We start from the raw sequence: 21,525 nt of genomic DNA on the forward strand, positions 1-21,525 counted from the left end.
TAACACCTTATGTTCTATAATGTGTTTAATTTTAACCATTAAAAAAGGAACGGAATTGAAACCAAATTTTGTGATTTGACTTTACATTTCCGCTCCTAATTTTGTATATGTGTCTTGATATTTGCCAACATAACATGTTGCCATTTGCATCAACCTCTAGAGAATAAATTCTCTATAATTTAATACTTAACTACTTTTACTGAACAATAAATTAAGCGATAAACCAATCAATATTGCACCCACTGTATAATCAAAAACCGCTTTTACTGTTCTATTAGCGAACAATAATTTAATATATTGGAAAATATAGACACAAAATATAAACCACAACAGAATAACGGTAGTAACAATTGCTGACAATATTGCAATCTGGGACGTTACGCCTTCCCCAGCAGTTAAAAATTGAGGTAAAATACTTATGTAATAAAGTAATGCTTTAGGGTTTAATATCGTGCTTAACAAACCTTGTCTATAAGAACTCAAATAACTAATTTTTCGAGCCTTCATATGTGAAGTAGAAAAGTTCATACCCTGACGTGCGCTAATAATACTTCTGATTCCTAAATAAATCAGATAGAATGCACCTAATATTTTAATAGTCATAAAAATATAGTACATATTTGCCAAAATAAATATGATACCGAATACCGCTAATAATGAATACAGTACATGGCCAGATGTAATACCTAAAGCAGCCATAGCACCATTGCCTTTCCCAGAAGTAATCGAATTTTTCATTACTACGAAAAAGTCTGGACCAGGTACAATAATAATCATTAAAGTAATCGTAATAAAAGCTGCAAGTCCTTCCATATCAAACACCCACCTTCATGCTTTATGGTATCAATTACAATATGTGTCTGCAACATGAATAATCTCATATTTTAACCGTCTTTTTATTGAATATATAGTCTTAACTATGATATATTAAAAATGTAGTTGGAAACCGACTACTAGTCTTTTATATTCATGAACATATTACTCTTAAGGCGACACTCATGTGTCGTCTATTTTTTATTTTTAAAATCCTTATCTCTCTTAATATAAGGATATATGCATAAAATCTAGCTCTATACTAAAGCGGACTGATTGTTGTATCAGTCCGCTTTGACAACGAGCCGCAATAACTCAATTAATCGAGAATACGCTAATCTTTATTTTTCGATCTTTTTATACTTTGTCTAGAAAAAACTATCGCATATTTACTTAGCTGGAAGTTTTATTCTGACCTTCCAAAGCACATCAAACACATTAAACACTAACATTAGTCAATAAGAGTATTACATACCTTCTTAATATTTATTAATAAAATAAACATTAACTTATTAATTTCAAACCAATCGTACTGCCTAGTATGACTATAATACAGATAATTCTTTTTATATCAGTTGACTCTTTATAAAATAGCATACCTAAAATGGCCCCTCCGACTGCACCTATGCCAGTCCATACAGCGTAAGCCGTACTCATAGGCAACTGGTTCATTGCTATGGATAACGATAAGAAACTCACTGCAAAGAAAGCTATCATCCATCCAAGCGAACTCCATTTACGACTATGCACATAAGCATTCAAAAACGTAATACCTAACATTTCAAAAACACCTGCAATAATTAATAAAATCCAAGCCATTATGAACGCCCCCCATCACTTGTTGTCACTAATTTCAAACTAATTACACCTAATAATAGTGTTATTATTAAAATAATTTTCCCTAAATTAAATGGTTGTCCAAAAAATAGAAAATCAAATAATGTCACACCGGTCGTACCAAGTCCAACAAATACTGCATAAGATGTTCCTACCGGCAATACTTTAGATGCTTCAATAAGCAGGTAAAAGCTTAAAAATATAGCAATGATAGTTAAAATCCATTCAAATACTGATGAAGCATGCGTTAAACCAATGACCCATCCAACCTCAAATATTGAAGCAATAATTATTTTCAACCAATTCATAATAAAATCCTCCTTTAAAAATAAAAAGCCTGGGAGATAGTGTTAACTACTATCTCCCAGGCTTTTATCCTTCCGTGTCACATATAAAAATGTGGCTTTCTCTCGGACCAGACCAAATCATATTATTGCGGAACCCTAGAAAGCATTTATTTAATTCAGTAAATCGTATCAAATTACATCATATTTTTCAACTATTAATCTCCAAATACTCTAATTAAAATCATTATAATTTAGAAAACGCTTAAGCACACGTTTTCATATATTTTTCACTAAATTTTTATGATTTTCTAAGCTTAAACCCTCTACATTTTACTTATTTTAATGTATAATAAGTATTAAATAATAACAATTATAATCTAGGGTGAAGTTACTGACATTTATTCTCAATTACTCTACTTTGTTACTAGATTTAAAAATTTAAAAAAGCGAGGGATTTTTATGCAACTTCTTAATTATAAGATGCACAATGACGAACTCATTGCCACAGTTTTATCAGACAAGAAACAAATATTCAAATACACATTTGACGTTACAACACCTGAATATGAAATTTTAGATGTTCTCGAAGAAATTAATGATTATGTAGACAATGGACAACACCCACTAGGCTGTTCTTTACTTAAAAACTATTCTTATGAGGACGTGAGTCACAATATTTTATAATCTAGAATACACACCAAAAAGATGAGTATAACTGTTAATTACTAATCAGTATACTCATCTTTTAATTTTTCGTTAGTATATATTGCCATACCTGTTTTTAACTTTTTGAAACCTAACTGCCTATAAAAACTTTCATACCCTGTAGTAGCGATTAGATGAACACAATATAACTCCCCTAAATACGTCAACATTTTTCGTATGATTTCTTGGCCGATACCTTGTTTTTGATGTGCAATGTTTACCATTACATCATAAATTGCTGCGTTAAAAACGCCATCCGACATCGCTCTTGCAAATCCAACAACTTTCCCCTGGTATTTTGCAATAATCACATGTGTTGCTGTATTAAAAATCGTAATAACTTTTTCTTGATCGTGACCTGTCCAACCGTTATCATGATATATTTGAATAAGTTCGTCTACATCTTTTATGTCTAGTCCATATTCATAATTAATATTCACTTCTACACCATCCAATCAAATTCACCGCATATTTATCTAATCTATATTACGATCTAATTTCGATACTGTTAGTTACTTATTATCATTTTAACACGACTAATTTATATTTAATATTTCAATTCAAATATTTAGTTTACTACTCTTAAAAAATTGGTTTGAATGATAAGGTTAATACTTAGTAATTGGTGGGTAAATATATAATAAAGAGATTTTAATAAATATAAAAACAAGGAGGGACACATCATGTGGATAGCTTCAATTGTTCTTATTATAGTTGGTATTGTGTTACTCATTTTGAATAAACGCACTTCTAAAAAAGAAGGTGTTTCTAAAAAACAAAGTTATATTAGTATTGGGATTGTATGTATTATTGTTGGTGCTTTCTATTTCGTAGGACAAATCATTAGAGTGATAGTTTCATAACAATTTAAAATAGTCCCGCTAAAAGGCTTAACATGTATGTCAAAAATATATAGAAAGCTAACCCATTAGATTAGCTTTCAGAACGCAGAAAAACCTTAGATGATAATTCACCTAAGGTTTATTTATATATATTTTTCAAAATAGCATGGATCTTTCAGACAAAAATTGACTCTTTTATCAATTGATTTATTCAACATAATAAACACTACCACTGTTTAATTTATATATTATAATCTTTTCAGTATAATATTGGCAGTGATTTGGGCCGACTCCTGCGGGAAAAGCATCAGCCGAAGACTATAGGCTAAGATAGTGCCAGCGGAAAGTATGCACAAAAACTACCAACACAGTCTGAGCCAACCCATTAGGTCAGCTCTCTTATATCTATGTTGTAGTTCAAATATATCTTTTAGCTACTACATATTAAATAAATCATTAAACGATTCTACCATTGTAGGGTGTGTGTATATGTTTTCTTTTAATACTTTATAAGATAATTTTTGATCTATTGCTAACTTAATTAAATTTATAATTTCTTCTGATTGTAAACCGTATAGAGTTGCACCTAAAATTTCTTCATTATTTTTATTAACCACTGCCTTGAACAATCCTCTAGAATCATTGTTTATTTTATGTCTAGGGATAGTATTAACAGGTATAGCATTTTCTATCACATTATATCCTTGTTCTTTCGCTTGTTCACCTGTTAATCCTACACGTGCTAATGGCGGATCTATAAATACTGTATAAGGTACGGCGCCACGATTTTCCGTAGAACGTTGACCCTCTCCAAACAATTGCTCTTTTACAATTCTAAAGTCATCCAATGAAATATATGTGAATTGCATGCCGCCTTTAACATCACCTAAAGCATAAATATTAGATGCAGTTGTTTGTAGATATTCATTCACTTTAATTTCTCCATGCTCACCAATTTTTACATCAGTATTTTGAAGGTCTAAATCAGTATTAGGTTTACGACCTGTCGCTATCAATACAGCATCTGCTGTATACTCCCCATTCGATGTATGCACAATTGTACCGTTCTCTGTATCTTCAAATTTCTTTGTATCTGCATTTAAGACGATATTTACATTTTTGTCTGCTAAATCTTTTTTCACTTCAGCGACAATATCTTTATCTTCCTTAGTCATAATATCATTGCTACGCTCTAATACAGTTACTTTTGTTCCGAAATTCGCAAACATAGCGGCAAATTCTAATGCGATATATCCACCACCAATAATTACTAGATGATTAGGCTGGGATTTTAAATTCATAATACCTTCTGAATCGTATAAATGCTGTGATGACTCTATACCTTCAATTGGTGGAATGACAGATTTCGCTCCTGTATTGATGACGATTTGTTCTGAAGTAATAGTTTCCATAACTTCATCTTGCTCATTCAATAAATTTAATTCATGATTAGATTTAAATTTAGCAGTATAATCTAATACTTCTATATTGTCATCGTCTGCTAAGTTATGATAATTCTTGTTATTTAATGCGTTTACAACATCTGTTTTTCTTGAAAATGCTGGTTCAAATGAACCATGCTCTATTCCTTCATGTACTAATGTTTTAGATGGAATACATCCTATATTGATACAAGTACCACCGTACATCTTTTTAGATTTTTCAATAACTGCTACTTTTTGACCTTGTGCAGCAGCAAATTTCGCTAGTGTTTTTCCACCTTTACCAAATCCTACAATAATTAAATCAAACTGTTTCATGAGAATCCTCCTTTAATACGTCTTTTAATACGTCTTTTATCGTAATATTTTTATAATATGCTACTAATAAGTCTTGCTCTCTTTGGTGAAATTGAAACATCGTTTGGCCTATTTCCCTGGAAATTTCACAATCACTGCCTTCATCCCCAGTAAATAGTCTACCTTCTGATTTTTCTTCATTGAATAATACAAATAAATCTGCAAGATTTACGTCATTCGTTGATTGATTTGATTGGTAACCTCCAAACTTACCACGACTGGCGTCCAAATATTGCTGTTCATTTAACTTTCTAGTAACGCGACGTAATTGTACCGGGTTGACACAAATACGTTCCGCTAATTCACCACTTGAATACCGTTCATCTGGGTGTTTCACTAAAAAGGTTAAGAGATGCACCGCGATATTAAACTCTAAATTCATAATCATCACCTTTTTAATTGTAACTTTAATAATTACATTATAACTAATCCCACTTTAACAACAAAGTTATTTGCTTACAATTACTATATTCCCAAAAAATTTCATATTAGTAATAAAGCAGGATAAAATTCTAATTATTTTCAGAATTTCACCCTGCTTCCAAACTTTTAATGCACACGTATTTGTTTGTCTATATTAATTTTGTTAGTGTTTATAGATATTACAAGATGGCAGCTCGAATACTTACGTTATGTTCTAAATATGCTTTTAAACAACTAAGCATATACACCCAGCCCTCTTTTTGTCCTAATAATTGTTCTACATCCTGGGCATCAAAATCTTTCTCTATTGTAGTAACTACTGTACTATCGTCAACGCCCTCAAATTGAATCTTTACAGGATGGTCCCCCCAAATAAATTCAATACTTTTATTTTTCTTTATTTCTTCTATCTGAATATTTAATTCTGCATTATATTCTTCATAACAGAGGGTGATGGTTTTACCTTGTTCCCATCTTGCTGAACTTGAAGAAAACCAAAAACCTCCAATTTGATTTGGATTTACAAAAGCTTCAAACACATTTTCTTTCGGCGCATTTACTTGTATTTTTGTAACAATATCCAAGTCACACATATCCTTTCTTCAAGTTAATACTAAATTTTCTCACTTCTATTGTATACATTTTACACTAACGTCACAAAATATACCTTATTACAAAATCATGAAATTACATACTACAGATTATGCATTATAAAATTATATTTATTAAGATTGTAAATATTAAATACCCTAATAGTAATGCAATTGTAAAAAACGTATCGGTCGGTATTATCCTTATTTCTGTTATAATTTCATCATCGCTACTATAAAATTAAGGAGATATCTATGAAAAATATAATCCATTCTTATTTATATTATTTGATCATGTTACTTATAGTAGGTGTCATTCTAACTTCCTTATATGTATTATATGTTTGGAAAAATGATCAATCACAAAATCAGGATTACTATAAAAGTTTTTCAGAACTTAAAGCTGATACAAAAGAAGGACGTGATTGGCAAGTTAATACAAAGACAACAAATAATAAAGATATATTAGTTACTGCCATTCATGGTGGTGGGATTGAACCGGGTACTTCTGAATTAGCAAAGATTATTTCTAAAAAAGGGGATTTTAATTTATATAGTTTTGAAGGATTATTAAAATCAAATAATGCCAAGCTGCACATTACTTCAACCAGCTTTGACGATCCTAAATTAAAAGATATGGTTTATAAGTCTAATGAGTCTATTTCAATCCATGGCATTAGAGATGAAAAAAAAGTAGTTTATATTGGTGGGAAAGATAAAGATATGTCTCAATCCATTCAAAAAGAATTAGAAAAAGAAGGATTTAATGTAGAGAAAAGCCCTAATTATGTAAATGGGGATTCCAACAACAACATCATTAATAAAAATGATACAGGGTCTGGTGTTCAATTAGAAATTTCAACAAAATATCGCAAATCTTTCTTTGACAATGGAGACTTCAATCGGAAAACGCGAGAAAATACTAATGACTATAAACAATCTATTTACGATTTTGCCGAAGCCGTTACTAAAGGTATCAAGAAACAAACCAATTAAATTTATTTCCAATAACATCGAGAAATCCTTTTATTGATAAAGGTATTTCTCGACCTTTATTTTTTCTAAATATTTTCTTTTACATTTGTCTTGCTTTTTAAAACGATAGGTATAAAATACTGTTTATTAAAATTAGTAAAGGAAATGACCTAATGAAAATATTAAATAAACCTTTGTATTTTTACCTTTTACTTTTTATAACTACAACATTAATTGGTTCATTACTTTTGTACTTACCTGTTACTGGCAAACAACCTATTGATTTTATAGATGCATTTTTCATAGCTTCCAGCGCTTTTACAGTAACCGGTTTAGTCACTGTTGATGTTTCATCACAATTCAATTGGTTTGGCGACCTTATTATAATGCTATTAATTCAAATAGGTGGTCTTGGTATCGTGACAGTCACATTATTGACCTTTATATTAATAAATAAAAAAATAAGTTTAAAGAACCGTTATCTAGCAATGGCAATGTGGAACATTGATCAACCCGGAGGTATTATACGCCTTATTCTTCAATTTGTAGTATACAGTGTCGCTATTGAAATCTTGGGAACTATATTTATTGCCCTCTCATTTGTCCCTAAATATGGGTTTGGCCAAGGCTTATTTTTAAGTATGTTTACATCAATTTCTGCATTTAACAATGCTGGTTTTGCTCTGTTCAAAGATAATTTAATGAGTACGATTAATGATCCAATTATTACTATCACCATTCCGTTACTCATTATTATGGGCGGCATCGGTCCTTTAGTGTTCTTTGATTTCATCATGTCTCAAAAATTAGTACACTTAAAATTACATTCTAAGATTGTACTAAGCACATCACTCATATTAATTATTTTAGGTTCTGTACTATTTTTCATTTTAGAATATCACGCTACATTAAACCATTTATCACTTCTGGAAAAAATAGGGGCTTCATTCTTCCAATCTGTCACAACACGTACTGCAGGATTTAACACTTTAGACATTGGACAAATCACGGCACCAACTTCAATGATGATGATGTTATTAATGTTCATTGGGGGCGCACCTATTAGTGCAGCTGGTGGTATTAAAGTAACAAGCTTGGTTTTAACTCTATTGTTCATTATCAGTACACTAAGAAACGAAACGCATCCTTCCATATTTAAACGATCTATTTCAAATCGAACTTTAAATATGGCCGTTACAATTACACTCTGTGCTACTATATTTGTCTTAAGCATCTCTCTCATAGTCAGTCTGCTTAACCCGCACACGCCCTACATGACTGTATTATTTGAAGTTATTTCAGCTTTTGGCACTGTAGGATTAAGCATGAATTTTACAATGGATTACCATACAGCTACAAAAATTATTATTATCGCAACGATGCTGATTGGAAAAATTGGGATTCTCACTTTCGTTCAATTGTTTGTTACCGAAAAGAAATCTTTATTCTATTACGCTAAAGGCAATGTACACTTATAGATTAATTCGGTAGACTAAAATAGCCTAATTACAACTAGTTATTCAAATATAATACACTGAATAGTAATTATATTTGGATACATAAAAAAAGATGATTCCCAACTTATTTTAGATGGAAATCATCTTTTTAGTTTATCCGAGATACCAGAGTCATAGTAATAATTATTTCAAACTATTATTATCTATTAAAAACTTAATTAGAATTCGATGAATTTGCTTTTTTCTTATTCATAATAATTGGGACTACGATGATTAAAACACTAACAACCAATAAAATAACTGTAATAGGAGAATGGAATAATGATAAAAATTCCCCATTGTTAATTAACAAATGTCTTCTTAATGATGTTTCCATCAAAGGACCCAACACAATTCCTAAAATTAATGAAGCAATTGAAAAATGATATATTTTCATTAAATACCCTACAATACCAAATAATAGCATAATCCAAACGTTCAATAAGTCATTGTTGGTAGCATATGCTCCAAGTAGAGAAAGTATAATAATAAAAGTCGCTATAATACTATAAGGTGCTTTTAACAATAATGTGAATACTTGAACACCCGCCCTACCTGCAACCAATGTCATGACACTTGCGAATAACATAGCTAAAAATATCGAATATAAAAGTATAGGTTGATCTGATATAAGTTGTGGTCCTGGTTGAACACCTTGTAGCACTAAAGCAGCTAATATTACAGCTGTAGTTGGACTGCCTGGTATTCCAAGAATTAGTGTAGGAATCATTGAAACACCCGCCGCAGCATTATTAGATGTTTCAGGTGCAACTACGCCTTCTGCTTTTCCTTTTCCAAATTCTTCTGGATTTTTAGCTGTTTTCATAGCTACCCCATAACTTACAAAAGAAGCTATAGAACCTCCTGTCCCTGGCAACACTCCAAGTATGCTACCTATTATCGCTGATTTTAAAGCTGTCCATTTATATACAATGAAGTCTTTAAACTTAAACACACCTTGTGATAATTTTGAATTTGCATTTAAATTTTGTGGATTACCATTGGTTATTTGTGAAAATACTTCGCCTAATGCAAAAGCTCCAATCATGATTGGAATATAGTCAATACCATTCATCAATTCTAAAGTATTAAATGTAAACCTATCTGTAGCTGTTAATGGATCTAAACCAATAGTTGAAATAAAAATACCAATAAGTCCTGATATAATAGCTTTAACCATATTACTGGTGCCTAAAGCAGAAATAACAGTCATGCCTAAAATGGCTAAAGCAAAATATTCTGAAGCATGTATCTTAAACGCAACCTCTGAAAGTATAGAAGCCAGGGAAAACATTAATATTACTGCAAATATGCCACCGAACGCTGAACTGCTAATTGCTAACCCCAAAGCTTTTTTTGATTTTCCTTGTTGAGACATGGGATAACCATCAAAAGTCGTTGCCACCGCCTCTGGCGTTCCAGGTGTATTAAATAGAATAGCGGTAACAGATCCGCCATAAGCTGAGCCAACATAAATTGTTGATAAAAACGCTATAGCGGGCAATACATCTAAAAAATATGTGAAAGGTAGTGCTAATACAATCGCCATAGAAGACCCTATACCAGGTAATGCACCTAAGAATATCCCCACTAACAGCCCTAATACGACTAACATAATATTAGTGGGTTCAATTATCGTTAAAAAAGAATCTTTCAATAAGTTTATATTCATTCATTACACCTCCATGTCTCAATATATAAAATTACTAATTTCAGAAAAAATACCAATTCCTTTTGGTAGTGGTATACTTAGTATGTTTCCAAACAGAAACGTAAAAAGTATTGGAATACCTACAGAAAAACTAATAATTTGAATCTTACTTTTTGAGCCTAATAATACTAATAGTAAAGGTGTTAAAAATAAACATGATAAGAAAAACCCCATCTTATTTAACACTAAAATAAATACCGCTATGCCTATAGTTATGATCATTATAATGAGCGCCGGTTTAGTAAATAACGCATTATGATTCGTTTTCTCTTTACTTTTCTTATATTTAACAATCTCTTTAATTAATGTATAAATAAGTAATGCAACTAGAATAAAAAGTATAAAAGTTGGTATACCTGACGCGCCAATTGGATCAACATCTCTTAAATTCTCCATATTTATTGAGTTAATTAAGAAATATCCAAATATAATTAGTAAAATGAAACAAAATAATATACTTCCCATATAATCCCCCCGTTACATGTTTAAATGCCTAAATCATCTGAAATTTCATCAAATTTTTCATACTCCTCTTCTAATTTTTTCTCAAATTCATCTGGACCTAGATAGCCCTCACCTATATCCACTAAATTATTTTTGGCATATTCTTTATATTCTTCAGTTTCATATGCCTCTTTTAATTGTTTTGTAAGCTGTTTTTTCACTGCTTCTGGTGTTCCTTTTTTAATGACAAAGCCTCTCCATGAACCAATATCTACATCTAATCCTTTTTCTTTTGTAGTAGGAACACTTTGAAATTCTTCTATTTTATTAATTCTGTCATCATTAAAAATAACTAGTGGCCTAACTTTATTAGATTTAACATAGTCTACAACGTTCACAACTTTATCTAGATATACATCTACTTCTCCGCCTAACGCTGCCGCCTTTACTTCAGATCCCGATTTATAAGGAATAAATTCACTATTTATATTGGCTTCGCTTTTAAATTTACTAGTTGCGAAGTCATCTAAACCTGTCGAACTTGTTCCACCAATCGTCAGTTTATCCTTTTTACCCTTTTCAATTAATTCATCATAATTTTTGATTGGGCTATCTTCAGCAACAGATAATACATAGATATCGCTTTGAATTTGTACTAGTGGCTCAAAATCATCTAACAATTTAACCTTTTCGCTTTTATCTAAATTATCAGCAATTACTTGGGATGGTGTAATCTCTAACACATTATAACCATCATTTTTTTGTTGATACGTGTACAACATCCCCAACAAACCGCTGCTTCCATCCTTATTCACAGGTTGAAAATTAACATCAGAGCGTTCGGAAAGAATCTGTGAATATTGCCTTACAAATGCGTCACTGGCGCTCCCTTCACCAAAAGGTATAATCATATTGATTGTTTGATTGGGATACGCTTTAATTGCTTCTTTATCTATATCGTTACCAGTATTTCCTTTTGCACTGCAGCTTGCTAATAGTATTGATAATGTAATGATGAGTAACCCCTTTTTTTTACTCATATTTTCACTTCCTATCCATTAAAGATATTGGAATAACTGCATTTCCTTCCATGATTCTTCTAGCGGTACGACCAGTACCTCCTTTAATTAATTTGTAAGCACTTTCATTTTTTTGTATAAAAACTTCAGACGAAATGGTACCACTAGGATGTCCTATCTCTATTGTGTTTAGCATGTCTTTTTGGCAAACTGTAGCGGGGACTGTCCCAGGAATTTTACAAGCGGTTGCCAAGCATATAGAGCCACTCACAGCAAAAGCTGGATGCAATTTGCCCATAGAAATATATCTACCTATTATATTAATATTTTCCTTTTTAATTAAACTGCCTTGTTCTGTTATATAGTCTTTTGGTTCACTGACTAATGCTATTTTAGGTAATGCTTCTAATTCATTATTTACATTGTCTTCATCGCTAAATAACCCCAATAAAACGCCTACTTTAACTCGTAACTTCTCAATTGCTTTTGAAGTCTGTCTCTCATTGATATCCTTTGACAATTCAAATCCTTCAAGAGAAAAATCGCTAGCTTTGACAAAAGCAACAATATTGCCAGTATCTAATATACTTACTTTATACGTAATTTCATCCATTTTAATATAGTCAACTAAATTTCCAGTCGGCAATAATTTTCCAGTAAATGCGCCGGATGAGTCAATAAAACTTACTGTAATCTTTGCTCCTGTACCTTCAACACCTGAAATCGAAAAGTCACCTACACTTTTTATCTCTCCTTGATATACAGGGACACGTACTTCCATAATTTTATTTGTATTTGTATTTAAAATTCTAACAGTTGTTTCACCATCTTCTCTCTTTACGAGTCCTTCCTCAACTGCGTATAAACCGACAGCCGACGCCATATTGCCACAAGTCACGTTGTAATCGATGCTTTTTTGATTGATTCCAACTTGCCCAAAATTATAGTAAATATCACTATCGTTTGTATCTGTCATGCCCACAATTGCTACTTTACTAGTAACAGAAGTACCTCCGCCAATACCATCAATCTGTCCGTTAGCAGAGCTTCCATAAATCTTCAAAATTACTTCCTCTCTCATTTTTTTCTCTATGGGCAAGTCTGTATCTTTAAAAATTAATCCTCTGCTAGTTCCTCCCCTCATTAAAACGCATGGGATTTTCAAACTTGTAGTATCCATAATATGCCCCCTATTAATTATTGAAATATTCAGTTAACTTATATAAAGTATATAAGTATATATTCGATAAATAAAATATTACTTTTTTATGTTTGGTCATCAAAATCTTTTATGATATATATATAAAATTTTAGGGGGATTATATATGGATAGTATGGATTGGGAAATTTTAAGAGAATTATTTAAATGCAAAAATATCACACAAACAAGCAAAACATTGAGAACATCACAACCGGCAGTAACATATAGAATTAATAAGCTTGAACAAGAATTTAATGTGAAGATTATCTACAGAAATAAAAAAGGTGTCGTGTTCACTTCGCAAGGAGAAATGATTGTAAATTATGCAATTTCCATGTTAAAAGATAATCAAAAGCTTAAAGAAGAACTTATAAGTCAAGAAAATACTGTGCAAGGGATATTAAGATTAAGTGCTTCTAGTATATTTTCAAGATATCAACTTCCTAAAATTTTGTCGGAGTTTAGCCAAAAATACCCAGCAGTAGAATTTGATGTTAATACTGGTTGGAGCGAAGAAGTTTTCAAATATGTCCATAATGACTATTCTCAAGTAGGCATACTAAGAGGAGATTATAGCTTTTCGTCAGAGAAGATTCGTTTAATGAAAGAAAAGATTTACATCGTTTCAAAACATCCAATTGATATAACTGAGTTACCTCATTTACCCAGAATATATTATAACACCGATACTTCTCTCAATAAGTTAATAGATGATTGGTGGATTGGAAAATTTATAGAGCCATCTTCCATTACAATAAATGTCGACAATATGGAGACATGTAAAGAATTTGTCCAACATGGTTTAGGTTTTTCTATTTTGCCTGGCATTTTATTACGAGATGATGATAATTTGTCTAAAATCCCATGCTTAGATCAACAAGGTGATTATATTATTAGAAATACAGACATGATTTTAAAAGAACAATATCTAAATAATACCGTAGTCAGAGCGTTTTATAATTTCATGAAGGATGTTAATTTAGAATTTTAAAATAATATATGATACCAATGCATTTCACCTAAATATTATACTTTAATCCAATTATATATCGTCACTCACTACTACCTAATTTACTCAAAGATACAGTATTCTTACACATAAAAATATAAAGTTACACCTACAACTAAAATGTAGTACAATATATTTAATATTTTATATTTTAGTGTTCAATAAAATGTGAATTAAAATTAAGGGAGAATGAGATGAACGATAATAAAAAGAATGGATGTATCGGTTGTTTAGGCTGTTTAGTGGTAATTTTATTCATCATATTGTTGGTTGGTGGATGTAGTGCTTTCTTCTATACAGAAAATAATAGCGATAGTACCAAAAAAGAAACTCAAAATAATTCTGATGCTAAAAAGAAAAATAAAGAGAATAAAAATTCCGACACTAATAATAGCAAAAATGAAGAGATTAATACTCAAGAAAATGGCTCTCAAGAATCAAATGATAATAATTACGAAGAGTCAAGTAATGTTTCTGATAATAGCGAAAATAGTAATGATAATGGCAATACTTATAATAATAATCAAAGCCAATCATCTAACAACTATAATAACAGTACCAATCAACAAAACAACTCAAGCACAGATATCGATACACCTGATACTAATGCACCAGACATTGATGCACCTGAAAAGAATGATTTACCAAAAACGCCAGATGTCGATGTGCCTAAGCCAGGTGAAATAACAAAAGATATGCCAGGTTATGATTCATCCAAAGATAGAGATAACGATGGTATAATAAACGAAAAATAAGCAAAAACGACACTTCACAATTGCTGATATCAACAAATGGTGGAGTGTCGTTTTATTTACTAATGTGCTTCATCAATTATTTAATTTTTAGTATTTGTCCTACTTTAATACTATTGGAATCCAACTTATTGTCGGACTTAATTTTGTCGACTGTTGTCTTTTGATTTTTAGCTATACTATATAAAGTATCTCCTTTCTTCACAGTATATGTCTTCACTAAATATAGTGTTTGTCCCTTACTAATATTATCATTTTTTAAGTTATTCCATTTTTTGATATTTTCAACGCTTACATTACTTCTTTTAGAAATATTATACAGCGTATCGCCAGCGACTACTTTATGTGTATCTCCGGTTATCGTACCACTATTACTTGGCGCTTTTAATTTTAATGTTTGCCCTACTGATAATGTGTTATTGCTTAAATTATTCCATTTCTTAATGTCATCAATAGCTACGCCGCTTCGTCTTGAAATACTATATAAAGTATCGCCTTTAGCCACTTTGTAAGTTGATCCAGTTATTGCGTCATCATTACCGCCACCGTTTAGTGCTTTATAATGTTTTTGAACTAAACTATAAAATTGATCCATGTTATATCCCCATTGGTTAAAATAACCAACTGGGTCTGTGTGGTCCGTGCCACCCCAATATTGACTAATAGCGTTGTGACTAATAATTGTACCTGTACCTTGATTATTATCTGCCAATGATGGTGCCAGTCCATTTTGTTTCAGCATTTTAGCGGCTAAGTAAGCTTGGTTATTTACAGATTTAGCAAAACCATCAAATGTATTTGATCTCGTCAACTCTATTTGATAGAAATATGGATTTGCATTCGCGCCTGCACCCCAGGCTAAATAATTACTTGGTGCTGTTTGGATAATTTTATCACTACTTGCATAAGCATGTACAAAAGCACTCTGATAATTGTTATACATATAATTTACTTCGCCTTCAATCGTACTATTTGGGTTAGCAGTTTCGTGTATAACAACGCCTATAAACTTTCCTGATTTATAATTATATTTGGGTAAATTATTAATACGTGAATCTTGAACGATTTGCGCCGGTTTAATATTATTATTTGCAATATATGTATTTACGTCTTGGTAAGATCTATTTGCAAAAGTACGCATTTCTACTGAATTAGAATTATGTTCTGCAACCTTATTATGTAATCGTAAATCTTCAGGTGTTAGTTGGTCTTTTAAAGCTTGAGGGCTCATCTTTTGTGCTTTATCAAAATCGATTGGTTTACTTGTATTCTCTGCCTTATCTTTTTCCGTCGTTTGCTTTGTAGTATCTTCTTGGGCATATGCCACGGTACTACTTAGTATCAAGCTCGTTGCTACTATTAATGATAAACTCAACCTATACTTCATTTAAAAACTCCTTTTTTATAGAACACTATTTTATCGCAATGCCTATATTAATTAATTCATCTTATTCTTACAGTTTATAATATTATTCAAATGTTTACAAAAAACTTTATTATTTCGTACTATTTTTTGAACATTCTATATATTAAGTGTTTTAAATATAATAAAAAAATGAGTAAGATAATGAAACCACAAATATTTCCATTATCTTACTCTTATTAATCTTACATTTGTTTATCAATAAGTTTATTGTCCATAAACCCTCCATTGATAGGAGTTGAAAGTTACAATTTAGCGTCACATTGAACAATTATAAATCGATAATTACACTTGATAATATCGCAATTAATGCAACTATAAGTACAAACACAAGTAAGGTATCAATTTTTCTTTGATTACGTTCTTTATACGGTTTTCTAAATTCTTTTAATGCCACAAAACCTGCAATTAACACTAATAATAGACACACTAAATGTAAAACCAATGCTAATACGGCCATCTTCATCACCTCACACACTTTTATTAAATTATGATTGTGCTTATTTGTTTAAAACCGCTTCATGAACAATTAATTAGAAATCGTTACTCAATAAACTGATAATTAGAGGAATGGTGATTTGCGTAGTCTTTATAATACGCTACCCTTTTTATTGTCTCAAAAAACGCACAGTAAATTTCATTACTTTCTAGATACATTGAGTTTTTAGACATAAAAAAACAAACCAAACGCTAAAATTAGCAAATGGTTTGTCTCTCATTTATTATCCATATTTATCTGTGAAAATTCATATATTGTAAAACCGTCAGTTATTTTCAAAGAAATCTTTTGAATATGTTCTTAATCTACCGCAATTTTCACACAAAACATTTATTAACGTAATGGGTTCATTACCGTAAGTAGCAGATAATAATGGTAAATAGTATTGGCCATCCAATACTCTCATGTTAGGATTATCGCAATTGCAAATACCTTTATTTGTAGCCTTTGACTCAATAATGCTTATGATCCGTTCTTTTTGTATATCAGTGAATTTTTGCATTGTCATAAACTTTACCTCCCAACATATTATATTGTATCCATTATAATATGTTGACTACGTTAAATAAAGCTTAATTTAAAAAAGGCCCTCAATTAAGAGGACCACAGGATTAAAGGAGTTGCGTTCTCCTACACGTCATAGGACGCATAAGAGATTGACCCATTAATCACACACGTCCTAAGACGTGCAAAATTATTATAAATTAATTACTTGTATAAGTAAAATATAAATTATCCAGAAAACGTAATATTTATTAAAGGAAATTTAAACGCTGGTATTAATGGTTTTCTTTAGTAAGCAAGACACAAGGAAAGACGTCAAACTACATAAATACCTAAACCGTAATCCAAAAATAAACCGCCCCGAAAGGCGGTTTATCACGGATGAAGCACTGGAGGTACTTCATATATATAGCGTAACATATAAAAATTAGTATTGCCACGCCTATATTGTTCGATCTATTTTATATTCAAGTATTATGTATTATTTAATATCATGAAACCATTACAATTATAGTTTTCTAGCTTATTCATATTTAAAGATCGATAAAAATTGTTTGTCTTTTCACTATTATCTGTTATTAAAATAATTTGCCTTACATGCTTATACCTGTGTAATGTCATAGTTATTAATTTTCTTCCAATACCTTGTCTTTGATATTTCGGTTTGATTAAAATATCTTGGACAAATACAACTGAGCAGTCGTCACTAAGTGTTCTAATTAAACCAATTAATTCTGAATCCTCCCACACAGTGACAACATAATCCATATTCTTTATCAGTGCTTGGAAATCATAATCGGTACTCAAATAATTCCACCAACCTACACTCGCATATAACTTCTTCAAATTTTCTGTATCAGGTATTGTATGTTCCGAATAGCTCATTGAAAGAACTCATTTATAAATATAGTAAATATATAGAGTAAGCATTTTTAAAATTTATAGATACTCTATTAACCAATTACTAATTAAAACCACAAAGATAATATCCGCTAACATCAACAAATTATTCATTGGTATTGTAAAATTTAAAACTTCTAAGCAAATGTAAAAGATACCTATTGCCACAAATAGCTGGAGTATTAAACTCAATACTTTATTTATTTTAACCTTCATTAAAAATATAGCCATGATTATACCAAAAAGTAAAACTACGTAGAACGACATACCTGCCAATCCAATCAACTCATCGGATTTAGAACTATAATCAAAAAACGGAAGTTTGCTTAATACCCTATTAACAAATAAAAGACCTCCAGTAAAGACAATAATTCCAATAAAATGTATCCCTAAACCTTTGATAAATACAATTATCCTAGACTCTCCTTTTTTCAAAACAAACGACAAAACTATATCAATTAATGCTGCAAAAATTACAATTAAAGCAAAGTTCAATAAATAGTGTGACCCATATTCACCTGTAAAAAGATTTATAAAAAATATTAAAGCATCATATAATCCATTTAACATAAGCGGCTCCTTCTAATTAACTTGTTATATAACCATTCAACTCAAATATCTTACTTTTTCATGACATAAATCTTTGATTATATTGAACGATACATAAGTATATTTTATAAGAAGTACCACAAATTTTAAATGATAATTTTCTAATATCACACAATTAAATGTGTTAATATCAATATAAGAATTCAAAAATACCACATATCAGTATTTTGAAAAAGAGACCATTCAGTACTATATACTTTCAATCTCTATGCCCTATTTCAAAACGGTTCGATAATAATATACTTTTATAATTTAAACAGTACTTACTAAAAGGAATGATTAGTATGCAATATACAAAATACTTACCTGGAAAATGGCACATCATAGCTTCTACATTTAAAATTTGGACTTCAGGCAAAAAAACAAATCCTTCTATTACTTATTCAATAATACAATCTCATCCTTTGAGAATTCTTGATAAAGTAACATACCAAACGAGAAATAAATCAAAATCCATTGTCGGTTACGATACACTAGATAACGATCAATTCAATTGGAGAGGTAAAGGCATTTTAAAACCAATTTCGAGCAAATGGAAAATTATTTATATAGACAAAGACGTGTTAATTATTAAGTTTTCTTCTACTTTAGTAACACAGCCTGGAATGGATATTCTTTTACGTAATAAGCAAAATGCTAATTCATATAAAATACAATTATTAAATCACCCAGAAAAATTTAACTTAAACGCCAAAACTATACAGAAATTTAAATGGTTATTTTAATTTTAGACTAAAAACAATTACCTATAGATTAAAATACTAATCTTCATGTTTATTAAAATCAATAAAACAAAAATAACCCCGTAGGTATATGCCTACGGGGTTTTCAGATACAATATCTATTATTGTTCTTCTTTAACATATGGTAATAATGCCATATGACGAGAACGTTTAATAGCTAATGTCAACATACGTTGATATTTAGCTGAAGTACCTGTTACACGACGTGGTAAAATTTTACCGCGTTCTGAGATAAAACGTTTTAATAATTCTGTGTCTTTATAGTCGATGTGTGTAATACCGTTTGCTGTGAAATAACAAACTTTTTTACGACGACGTCCGCCTCTTCTTGGTCCACCTGCCATGGTAACTGCCTCCCTTTAAGTTATTTTTTTAAATACCGTCTAGTTTTAATGTTTATTAATCATTTTATTATGATTCATGTGTTTTTATTTTCTATTAGTAAAAGATTTATAATGCGTGTGAAACATTGTATTAAATCTTTGCGTGTGTGTGCATGTGTAATATTAATCTTATAAAATTATAGACTATTTGTCAACACGTTAAGAATAAATAAACATGCTGAACTCGAAATAATTTGAACATCTAACCATTAAGTACTAATTTTACTTCTTCACTTAAGTCTTTATAATGATTATTTATAAAGAAATGATCGCCTTCAAAGAATCGATAATCTACTTTACCTTTTGTCAGGTCTGACCATTTATACAAAGTATGAGCAGAAATGGAATCTTGTTTCCCTACAAATACTGATAAATTGATATCTACTTGTCTTTCCTTGGGTTTATCGCAATAATAATCGATTGCTAGAAAGTCGTTTTTCAATGCTGGTTTCACAAGTTGCCATAACTCTTCATGATTTAATACTTCTTCAGATGTGCCGCCCTTATCTCTTATAAACTGTTTGAATTCTTCATCATTCATGGCTTCTATATCATTATATTTATCCAAATAGCCAATCGGTTCACTCGCACAAAGGAACATATGCTTTGGTCGATAACCTAATTGATCCAATTTATAATAAAGTTCGTATGCTAATATTGTCCCTAAACTGTAACCTAATAGAATAAACTCTTCAGGTTTTTCATTAATAATTTGCTTAACTAAGTCATCTACCATGTCATCAATACTATCTAGCGCCTCTTCGATTAACCTTTCACCACGTCCTGGTAATTCTAATGGCTTAAATTGAATATAACTTGGTAAATTGTTCTTCATTGGATAATATAACGCTTTATTTCCACCTGCAAATGGTATACAAAATAATGTTGTTTTAGCCATATACTCGCCCCTTAAAGTATAAATTCTGTATTAAAATTCTTTGTTATATCTAATAACTCTGCTTCTAAATCTTGGTTAGCTACATCTAAAATCACTGACAATGCATAAATCCCATACACAATATCATGAAAAAATGAACACGGCTGCATCATTTCATCTTCAGTTTCAATAAGTTGATAACGACCTTGAACTGGTGTAATAGAAAAAGAATCTAATGCTTTATACATGCCCATACCAAGTAATTTTAAATAGCACTCTTTCATCGTCCACACTTCAAAAAAACGATTAAATCGAGAGATAGTACTTTGTGTATCAGTAATGTATCGATACTCTAATAATGAAAAGTATTTTTTGGCAATATCTAAATCTATATTTTCAATTTTTTCCACATCTACGCCCACATTCGCGTCACTCACAACACATATTGAACAACCATCTGTATGAGACACATTGATGTGTTTATCTTTAGGTAATTTTAATACTGGTTTACCATGTGTATTTTCACCAAATTGAATATGCTCAAATTGTATTCCTGTATGCGCTCGTACACAATAATACTTAAACCATTTAGAGTATTGAGGGTGCCTCTTGAGGTTCTGATAATCAAAATCCTGCGTATTTAATACATATATCGTTATTTTCACGGTCACACTTCCACATCAC

At 30.8% G+C, this 21,525-nt stretch carries 26 protein-coding genes and 1 riboswitch; of the genes, 7 read left to right on the forward strand and 19 right to left on the reverse strand.

From position 1 onward, the window contains the following. Nucleotides 1–186 precede the first annotated feature (186 nt). From J5E45_RS04445 to J5E45_RS04455, 3 genes are all read right to left on the reverse strand, one after another. Nucleotides 187–813, reverse strand: coding sequence for a LysE family translocator (locus J5E45_RS04445; RefSeq protein ID WP_039069247.1), 627 nt, complete (start codon nt 811–813; stop codon nt 187–189). Between the two features lie 504 nt (nt 814–1,317). Then, a complete protein-coding gene (locus J5E45_RS04450; RefSeq protein WP_039069245.1) occupies nt 1,318–1,632 on the reverse strand; it encodes a DMT family transporter in 315 nt (104 codons plus the stop codon). Continuing rightward, nucleotides 1,632–1,958: a DMT family transporter gene (locus tag J5E45_RS04455; protein WP_039069244.1), complete on the reverse strand. Its 327-nt coding sequence runs from the start codon at nt 1,956–1,958 to the stop codon at nt 1,632–1,634. The genes J5E45_RS04450 and J5E45_RS04455 overlap by 1 nt, the downstream gene beginning before the upstream one ends. Before the next feature lie 51 nt (nt 1,959–2,009). Further along, a riboswitch (guanidine-I (ykkC/yxkD leader) is annotated at nt 2,010–2,108 on the reverse strand. 288 nt (nt 2,109–2,396) lie between these two features. On the opposite strand from J5E45_RS04455, the gene J5E45_RS04460 reads away from it, so the two are divergent. After that, nucleotides 2,397–2,621 (forward strand): hypothetical protein, encoded by a 225-nt coding sequence (locus J5E45_RS04460; RefSeq protein ID WP_039069243.1) that lies wholly within the window; start codon nt 2,397–2,399, stop codon nt 2,619–2,621. 41 nt (nt 2,622–2,662) lie between these two features. On the opposite strand, the gene J5E45_RS04465 is transcribed toward J5E45_RS04460, so the two are convergent. Further along, nucleotides 2,663–3,082: a GNAT family N-acetyltransferase gene (locus J5E45_RS04465; RefSeq protein ID WP_119584985.1), complete on the reverse strand. Its 420-nt coding sequence runs from the start codon at nt 3,080–3,082 to the stop codon at nt 2,663–2,665. 243 nt (nt 3,083–3,325) lie between these two features. On the opposite strand from J5E45_RS04465, the gene J5E45_RS04470 reads away from it, so the two are divergent. After that, a complete protein-coding gene (locus J5E45_RS04470) occupies nt 3,326–3,505 on the forward strand; it encodes a hypothetical protein (RefSeq protein ID WP_039069241.1) in 180 nt (59 codons plus the stop codon). 416 nt (nt 3,506–3,921) lie between these two features. Here J5E45_RS04470 and merA read toward each other — a convergent pair whose 3' ends face one another. The 3 genes from merA to J5E45_RS04485 all read right to left on the reverse strand — a co-directional run bounded on the left by merA (nt 3,922) and on the right by J5E45_RS04485 (nt 6,299). Further along, a complete protein-coding gene (gene merA / locus J5E45_RS04475; protein WP_208181671.1) occupies nt 3,922–5,244 on the reverse strand; it encodes a hypothiocyanous acid reductase MerA in 1,323 nt (440 codons plus the stop codon). Next, on the reverse strand, nt 5,231–5,665 hold the full coding sequence (hypR, locus tag J5E45_RS04480; RefSeq protein WP_069792953.1) for a redox-sensitive transcriptional regulator HypR: 435 nt from the start codon (nt 5,663–5,665) through the stop codon (nt 5,231–5,233). The genes merA and hypR overlap by 14 nt, the downstream gene beginning before the upstream one ends. A 220-nt stretch (nt 5,666–5,885) precedes the next feature. Beyond that, entirely contained in the window at nt 5,886–6,299 is a 414-nt protein-coding gene (locus tag J5E45_RS04485) for an SRPBCC domain-containing protein (protein ID WP_318756500.1), read from the reverse strand. Between the two features lie 252 nt (nt 6,300–6,551). On the opposite strand from J5E45_RS04485, the gene J5E45_RS04490 reads away from it, so the two are divergent. Together J5E45_RS04490 and J5E45_RS04495 are read left to right on the forward strand one after the other, a co-directional pair. Beyond that, the gene (locus J5E45_RS04490; RefSeq protein ID WP_069792954.1) at nt 6,552–7,292 is read left to right on the forward strand and encodes a poly-gamma-glutamate hydrolase family protein; all 741 of its coding nucleotides are present in this window, start codon (nt 6,552–6,554) and stop codon (nt 7,290–7,292) included. 152 nt (nt 7,293–7,444) lie between these two features. Continuing rightward, nucleotides 7,445–8,749, forward strand: a complete 1,305-nt coding sequence (locus J5E45_RS04495) for a TrkH family potassium uptake protein (RefSeq protein ID WP_208181672.1) — start codon at nt 7,445–7,447, stop codon at nt 8,747–8,749. A 193-nt stretch (nt 8,750–8,942) separates the two neighbouring features. Here J5E45_RS04495 and J5E45_RS04500 read toward each other — a convergent pair whose 3' ends face one another. From J5E45_RS04500 to J5E45_RS04515, 4 genes are read right to left on the reverse strand one after another with little or no spacing between them, the layout of a single operon-like run. After that, nucleotides 8,943–10,439: a tripartite tricarboxylate transporter permease gene (locus J5E45_RS04500; protein WP_069792956.1), complete on the reverse strand. Its 1,497-nt coding sequence runs from the start codon at nt 10,437–10,439 to the stop codon at nt 8,943–8,945. An 18-nt stretch (nt 10,440–10,457) separates the two neighbouring features. Further along, nucleotides 10,458–10,943, reverse strand: coding sequence for a tripartite tricarboxylate transporter TctB family protein (locus J5E45_RS04505; protein ID WP_069792957.1), 486 nt, complete (start codon nt 10,941–10,943; stop codon nt 10,458–10,460). Between the two features lie 20 nt (nt 10,944–10,963). Continuing rightward, nucleotides 10,964–11,962, reverse strand: a complete 999-nt coding sequence (locus tag J5E45_RS04510; RefSeq protein WP_069792958.1) for a Bug family tripartite tricarboxylate transporter substrate binding protein — start codon at nt 11,960–11,962, stop codon at nt 10,964–10,966. Between the two features lie 4 nt (nt 11,963–11,966). Continuing rightward, nucleotides 11,967–13,121 carry a PrpF domain-containing protein gene (locus J5E45_RS04515; RefSeq protein WP_069792959.1) on the reverse strand — a complete coding sequence of 385 codons (1,155 nt, stop codon included), beginning with the start codon at nt 13,119–13,121 and terminating at the stop codon, nt 11,967–11,969. A gap of 145 nt (nt 13,122–13,266) precedes the next feature. Between J5E45_RS04515 and J5E45_RS04520 the strand changes: the two genes are divergently transcribed. Continuing rightward, nucleotides 13,267–14,133 carry a LysR family transcriptional regulator gene (locus J5E45_RS04520; protein ID WP_069792960.1) on the forward strand — a complete coding sequence of 289 codons (867 nt, stop codon included), beginning with the start codon at nt 13,267–13,269 and terminating at the stop codon, nt 14,131–14,133. A gap of 260 nt (nt 14,134–14,393) precedes the next feature. Further along, on the forward strand, nt 14,394–14,906 hold the full coding sequence (locus J5E45_RS04525) for a hypothetical protein (protein ID WP_141714635.1): 513 nt from the start codon (nt 14,394–14,396) through the stop codon (nt 14,904–14,906). 76 nt (nt 14,907–14,982) lie between these two features. Here the strand turns inward: J5E45_RS04525 and J5E45_RS04530 are convergent, their stop codons facing one another. The 5 genes from J5E45_RS04530 to J5E45_RS04550 form a co-directional block, all read right to left on the reverse strand. Continuing rightward, a complete protein-coding gene (locus J5E45_RS04530) occupies nt 14,983–16,290 on the reverse strand; it encodes a peptidoglycan recognition protein family protein (protein WP_039069226.1) in 1,308 nt (435 codons plus the stop codon). Nucleotides 16,291–16,597: 307 nt separating this feature from the next. Then, nucleotides 16,598–16,786: a hypothetical protein gene (locus tag J5E45_RS04535; protein ID WP_039069225.1), complete on the reverse strand. Its 189-nt coding sequence runs from the start codon at nt 16,784–16,786 to the stop codon at nt 16,598–16,600. Between the two features lie 304 nt (nt 16,787–17,090). After that, nucleotides 17,091–17,333, reverse strand: a complete 243-nt coding sequence (locus tag J5E45_RS04540) for a hypothetical protein (RefSeq protein ID WP_017723381.1) — start codon at nt 17,331–17,333, stop codon at nt 17,091–17,093. A 470-nt stretch (nt 17,334–17,803) separates the two neighbouring features. Further along, a complete protein-coding gene (locus tag J5E45_RS04545) occupies nt 17,804–18,214 on the reverse strand; it encodes a GNAT family N-acetyltransferase (RefSeq protein ID WP_107548669.1) in 411 nt (136 codons plus the stop codon). A gap of 54 nt (nt 18,215–18,268) precedes the next feature. After that, entirely contained in the window at nt 18,269–18,799 is a 531-nt protein-coding gene (locus J5E45_RS04550; protein WP_208181673.1) for a hypothetical protein, read from the reverse strand. A gap of 323 nt (nt 18,800–19,122) precedes the next feature. Here J5E45_RS04550 and J5E45_RS04555 point away from each other — a divergent pair, with 323 nt between their 5' ends. Continuing rightward, entirely contained in the window at nt 19,123–19,563 is a 441-nt protein-coding gene (locus J5E45_RS04555) for a hypothetical protein (RefSeq protein ID WP_208181674.1), read from the forward strand. 119 nt (nt 19,564–19,682) lie between these two features. Here the strand turns inward: J5E45_RS04555 and rpsR are convergent, their stop codons facing one another. The 3 genes from rpsR to J5E45_RS14480 all read right to left on the reverse strand — a co-directional run bounded on the left by rpsR (nt 19,683) and on the right by J5E45_RS14480 (nt 21,506). Next, nucleotides 19,683–19,925, reverse strand: coding sequence for a 30S ribosomal protein S18 (gene rpsR / locus J5E45_RS04560; RefSeq protein WP_002484306.1), 243 nt, complete (start codon nt 19,923–19,925; stop codon nt 19,683–19,685). 241 nt (nt 19,926–20,166) lie between these two features. Then, nucleotides 20,167–20,862 carry a thioesterase II family protein gene (locus J5E45_RS04565; protein WP_039069221.1) on the reverse strand — a complete coding sequence of 232 codons (696 nt, stop codon included), beginning with the start codon at nt 20,860–20,862 and terminating at the stop codon, nt 20,167–20,169. Between the two features lie 11 nt (nt 20,863–20,873). Continuing rightward, a complete protein-coding gene (locus tag J5E45_RS14480; RefSeq protein WP_069792965.1) occupies nt 20,874–21,506 on the reverse strand; it encodes a 4'-phosphopantetheinyl transferase family protein in 633 nt (210 codons plus the stop codon). Nucleotides 21,507–21,525 lie beyond the last annotated feature (19 nt).

Origin of the sequence: Staphylococcus shinii, assembly GCF_017583065.1 — a bacterium.
GTDB classification, from domain to species: Bacteria; Bacillota; Bacilli; order Staphylococcales; family Staphylococcaceae; genus Staphylococcus; species Staphylococcus shinii.

Excerpts from the sequence above, each read along its gene's own strand:
- J5E45_RS04445 (WP_039069247.1), bottom strand. The coding sequence starts at position 813 with ATGGAAGGACTTGCAGCTTTTATTACGATTACTTTAATGATTATTATT.
- J5E45_RS04450 (WP_039069245.1), bottom strand. The coding sequence starts at position 1,632 with ATGGCTTGGATTTTATTAATTATTGCAGGTGTTTTTGAAATGTTAGGT.
- J5E45_RS04455 (WP_039069244.1), bottom strand. The coding sequence starts at position 1,958 with ATGAATTGGTTGAAAATAATTATTGCTTCAATATTTGAGGTTGGATGG.
- J5E45_RS04460 (WP_039069243.1), top strand. The coding sequence starts at position 2,397 with ATGCAACTTCTTAATTATAAGATGCACAATGACGAACTCATTGCCACA.
- J5E45_RS04470 (WP_039069241.1), top strand. The coding sequence starts at position 3,326 with ATGTGGATAGCTTCAATTGTTCTTATTATAGTTGGTATTGTGTTACTC.
- merA (WP_208181671.1), bottom strand. The coding sequence starts at position 5,244 with ATGAAACAGTTTGATTTAATTATTGTAGGATTTGGTAAAGGTGGAAAA.
- hypR (WP_069792953.1), bottom strand. The coding sequence starts at position 5,665 with ATGAATTTAGAGTTTAATATCGCGGTGCATCTCTTAACCTTTTTAGTG.
- J5E45_RS04485 (WP_318756500.1), bottom strand. The coding sequence starts at position 6,299 with ATGTGTGACTTGGATATTGTTACAAAAATACAAGTAAATGCGCCGAAA.
- J5E45_RS04490 (WP_069792954.1), top strand. The coding sequence starts at position 6,552 with ATGAAAAATATAATCCATTCTTATTTATATTATTTGATCATGTTACTT.
- J5E45_RS04495 (WP_208181672.1), top strand. The coding sequence starts at position 7,445 with ATGAAAATATTAAATAAACCTTTGTATTTTTACCTTTTACTTTTTATA.
- J5E45_RS04500 (WP_069792956.1), bottom strand. The coding sequence starts at position 10,439 with ATGAATATAAACTTATTGAAAGATTCTTTTTTAACGATAATTGAACCC.
- J5E45_RS04505 (WP_069792957.1), bottom strand. The coding sequence starts at position 10,943 with ATGGGAAGTATATTATTTTGTTTCATTTTACTAATTATATTTGGATAT.
- J5E45_RS04510 (WP_069792958.1), bottom strand. The coding sequence starts at position 11,962 with ATGAGTAAAAAAAAGGGGTTACTCATCATTACATTATCAATACTATTA.
- J5E45_RS04515 (WP_069792959.1), bottom strand. The coding sequence starts at position 13,121 with ATGGATACTACAAGTTTGAAAATCCCATGCGTTTTAATGAGGGGAGGA.
- J5E45_RS04520 (WP_069792960.1), top strand. The coding sequence starts at position 13,267 with ATGGATAGTATGGATTGGGAAATTTTAAGAGAATTATTTAAATGCAAA.
- J5E45_RS04530 (WP_039069226.1), bottom strand. The coding sequence starts at position 16,290 with ATGAAGTATAGGTTGAGTTTATCATTAATAGTAGCAACGAGCTTGATA.
- J5E45_RS04535 (WP_039069225.1), bottom strand. The coding sequence starts at position 16,786 with ATGGCCGTATTAGCATTGGTTTTACATTTAGTGTGTCTATTATTAGTG.
- J5E45_RS04540 (WP_017723381.1), bottom strand. The coding sequence starts at position 17,333 with ATGACAATGCAAAAATTCACTGATATACAAAAAGAACGGATCATAAGC.
- J5E45_RS04545 (WP_107548669.1), bottom strand. The coding sequence starts at position 18,214 with ATGAGCTATTCGGAACATACAATACCTGATACAGAAAATTTGAAGAAG.
- J5E45_RS04550 (WP_208181673.1), bottom strand. The coding sequence starts at position 18,799 with ATGTTAAATGGATTATATGATGCTTTAATATTTTTTATAAATCTTTTT.
- J5E45_RS04555 (WP_208181674.1), top strand. The coding sequence starts at position 19,123 with ATGCAATATACAAAATACTTACCTGGAAAATGGCACATCATAGCTTCT.
- rpsR (WP_002484306.1), bottom strand. The coding sequence starts at position 19,925 with ATGGCAGGTGGACCAAGAAGAGGCGGACGTCGTCGTAAAAAAGTTTGT.
- J5E45_RS04565 (WP_039069221.1), bottom strand. The coding sequence starts at position 20,862 with ATGGCTAAAACAACATTATTTTGTATACCATTTGCAGGTGGAAATAAA.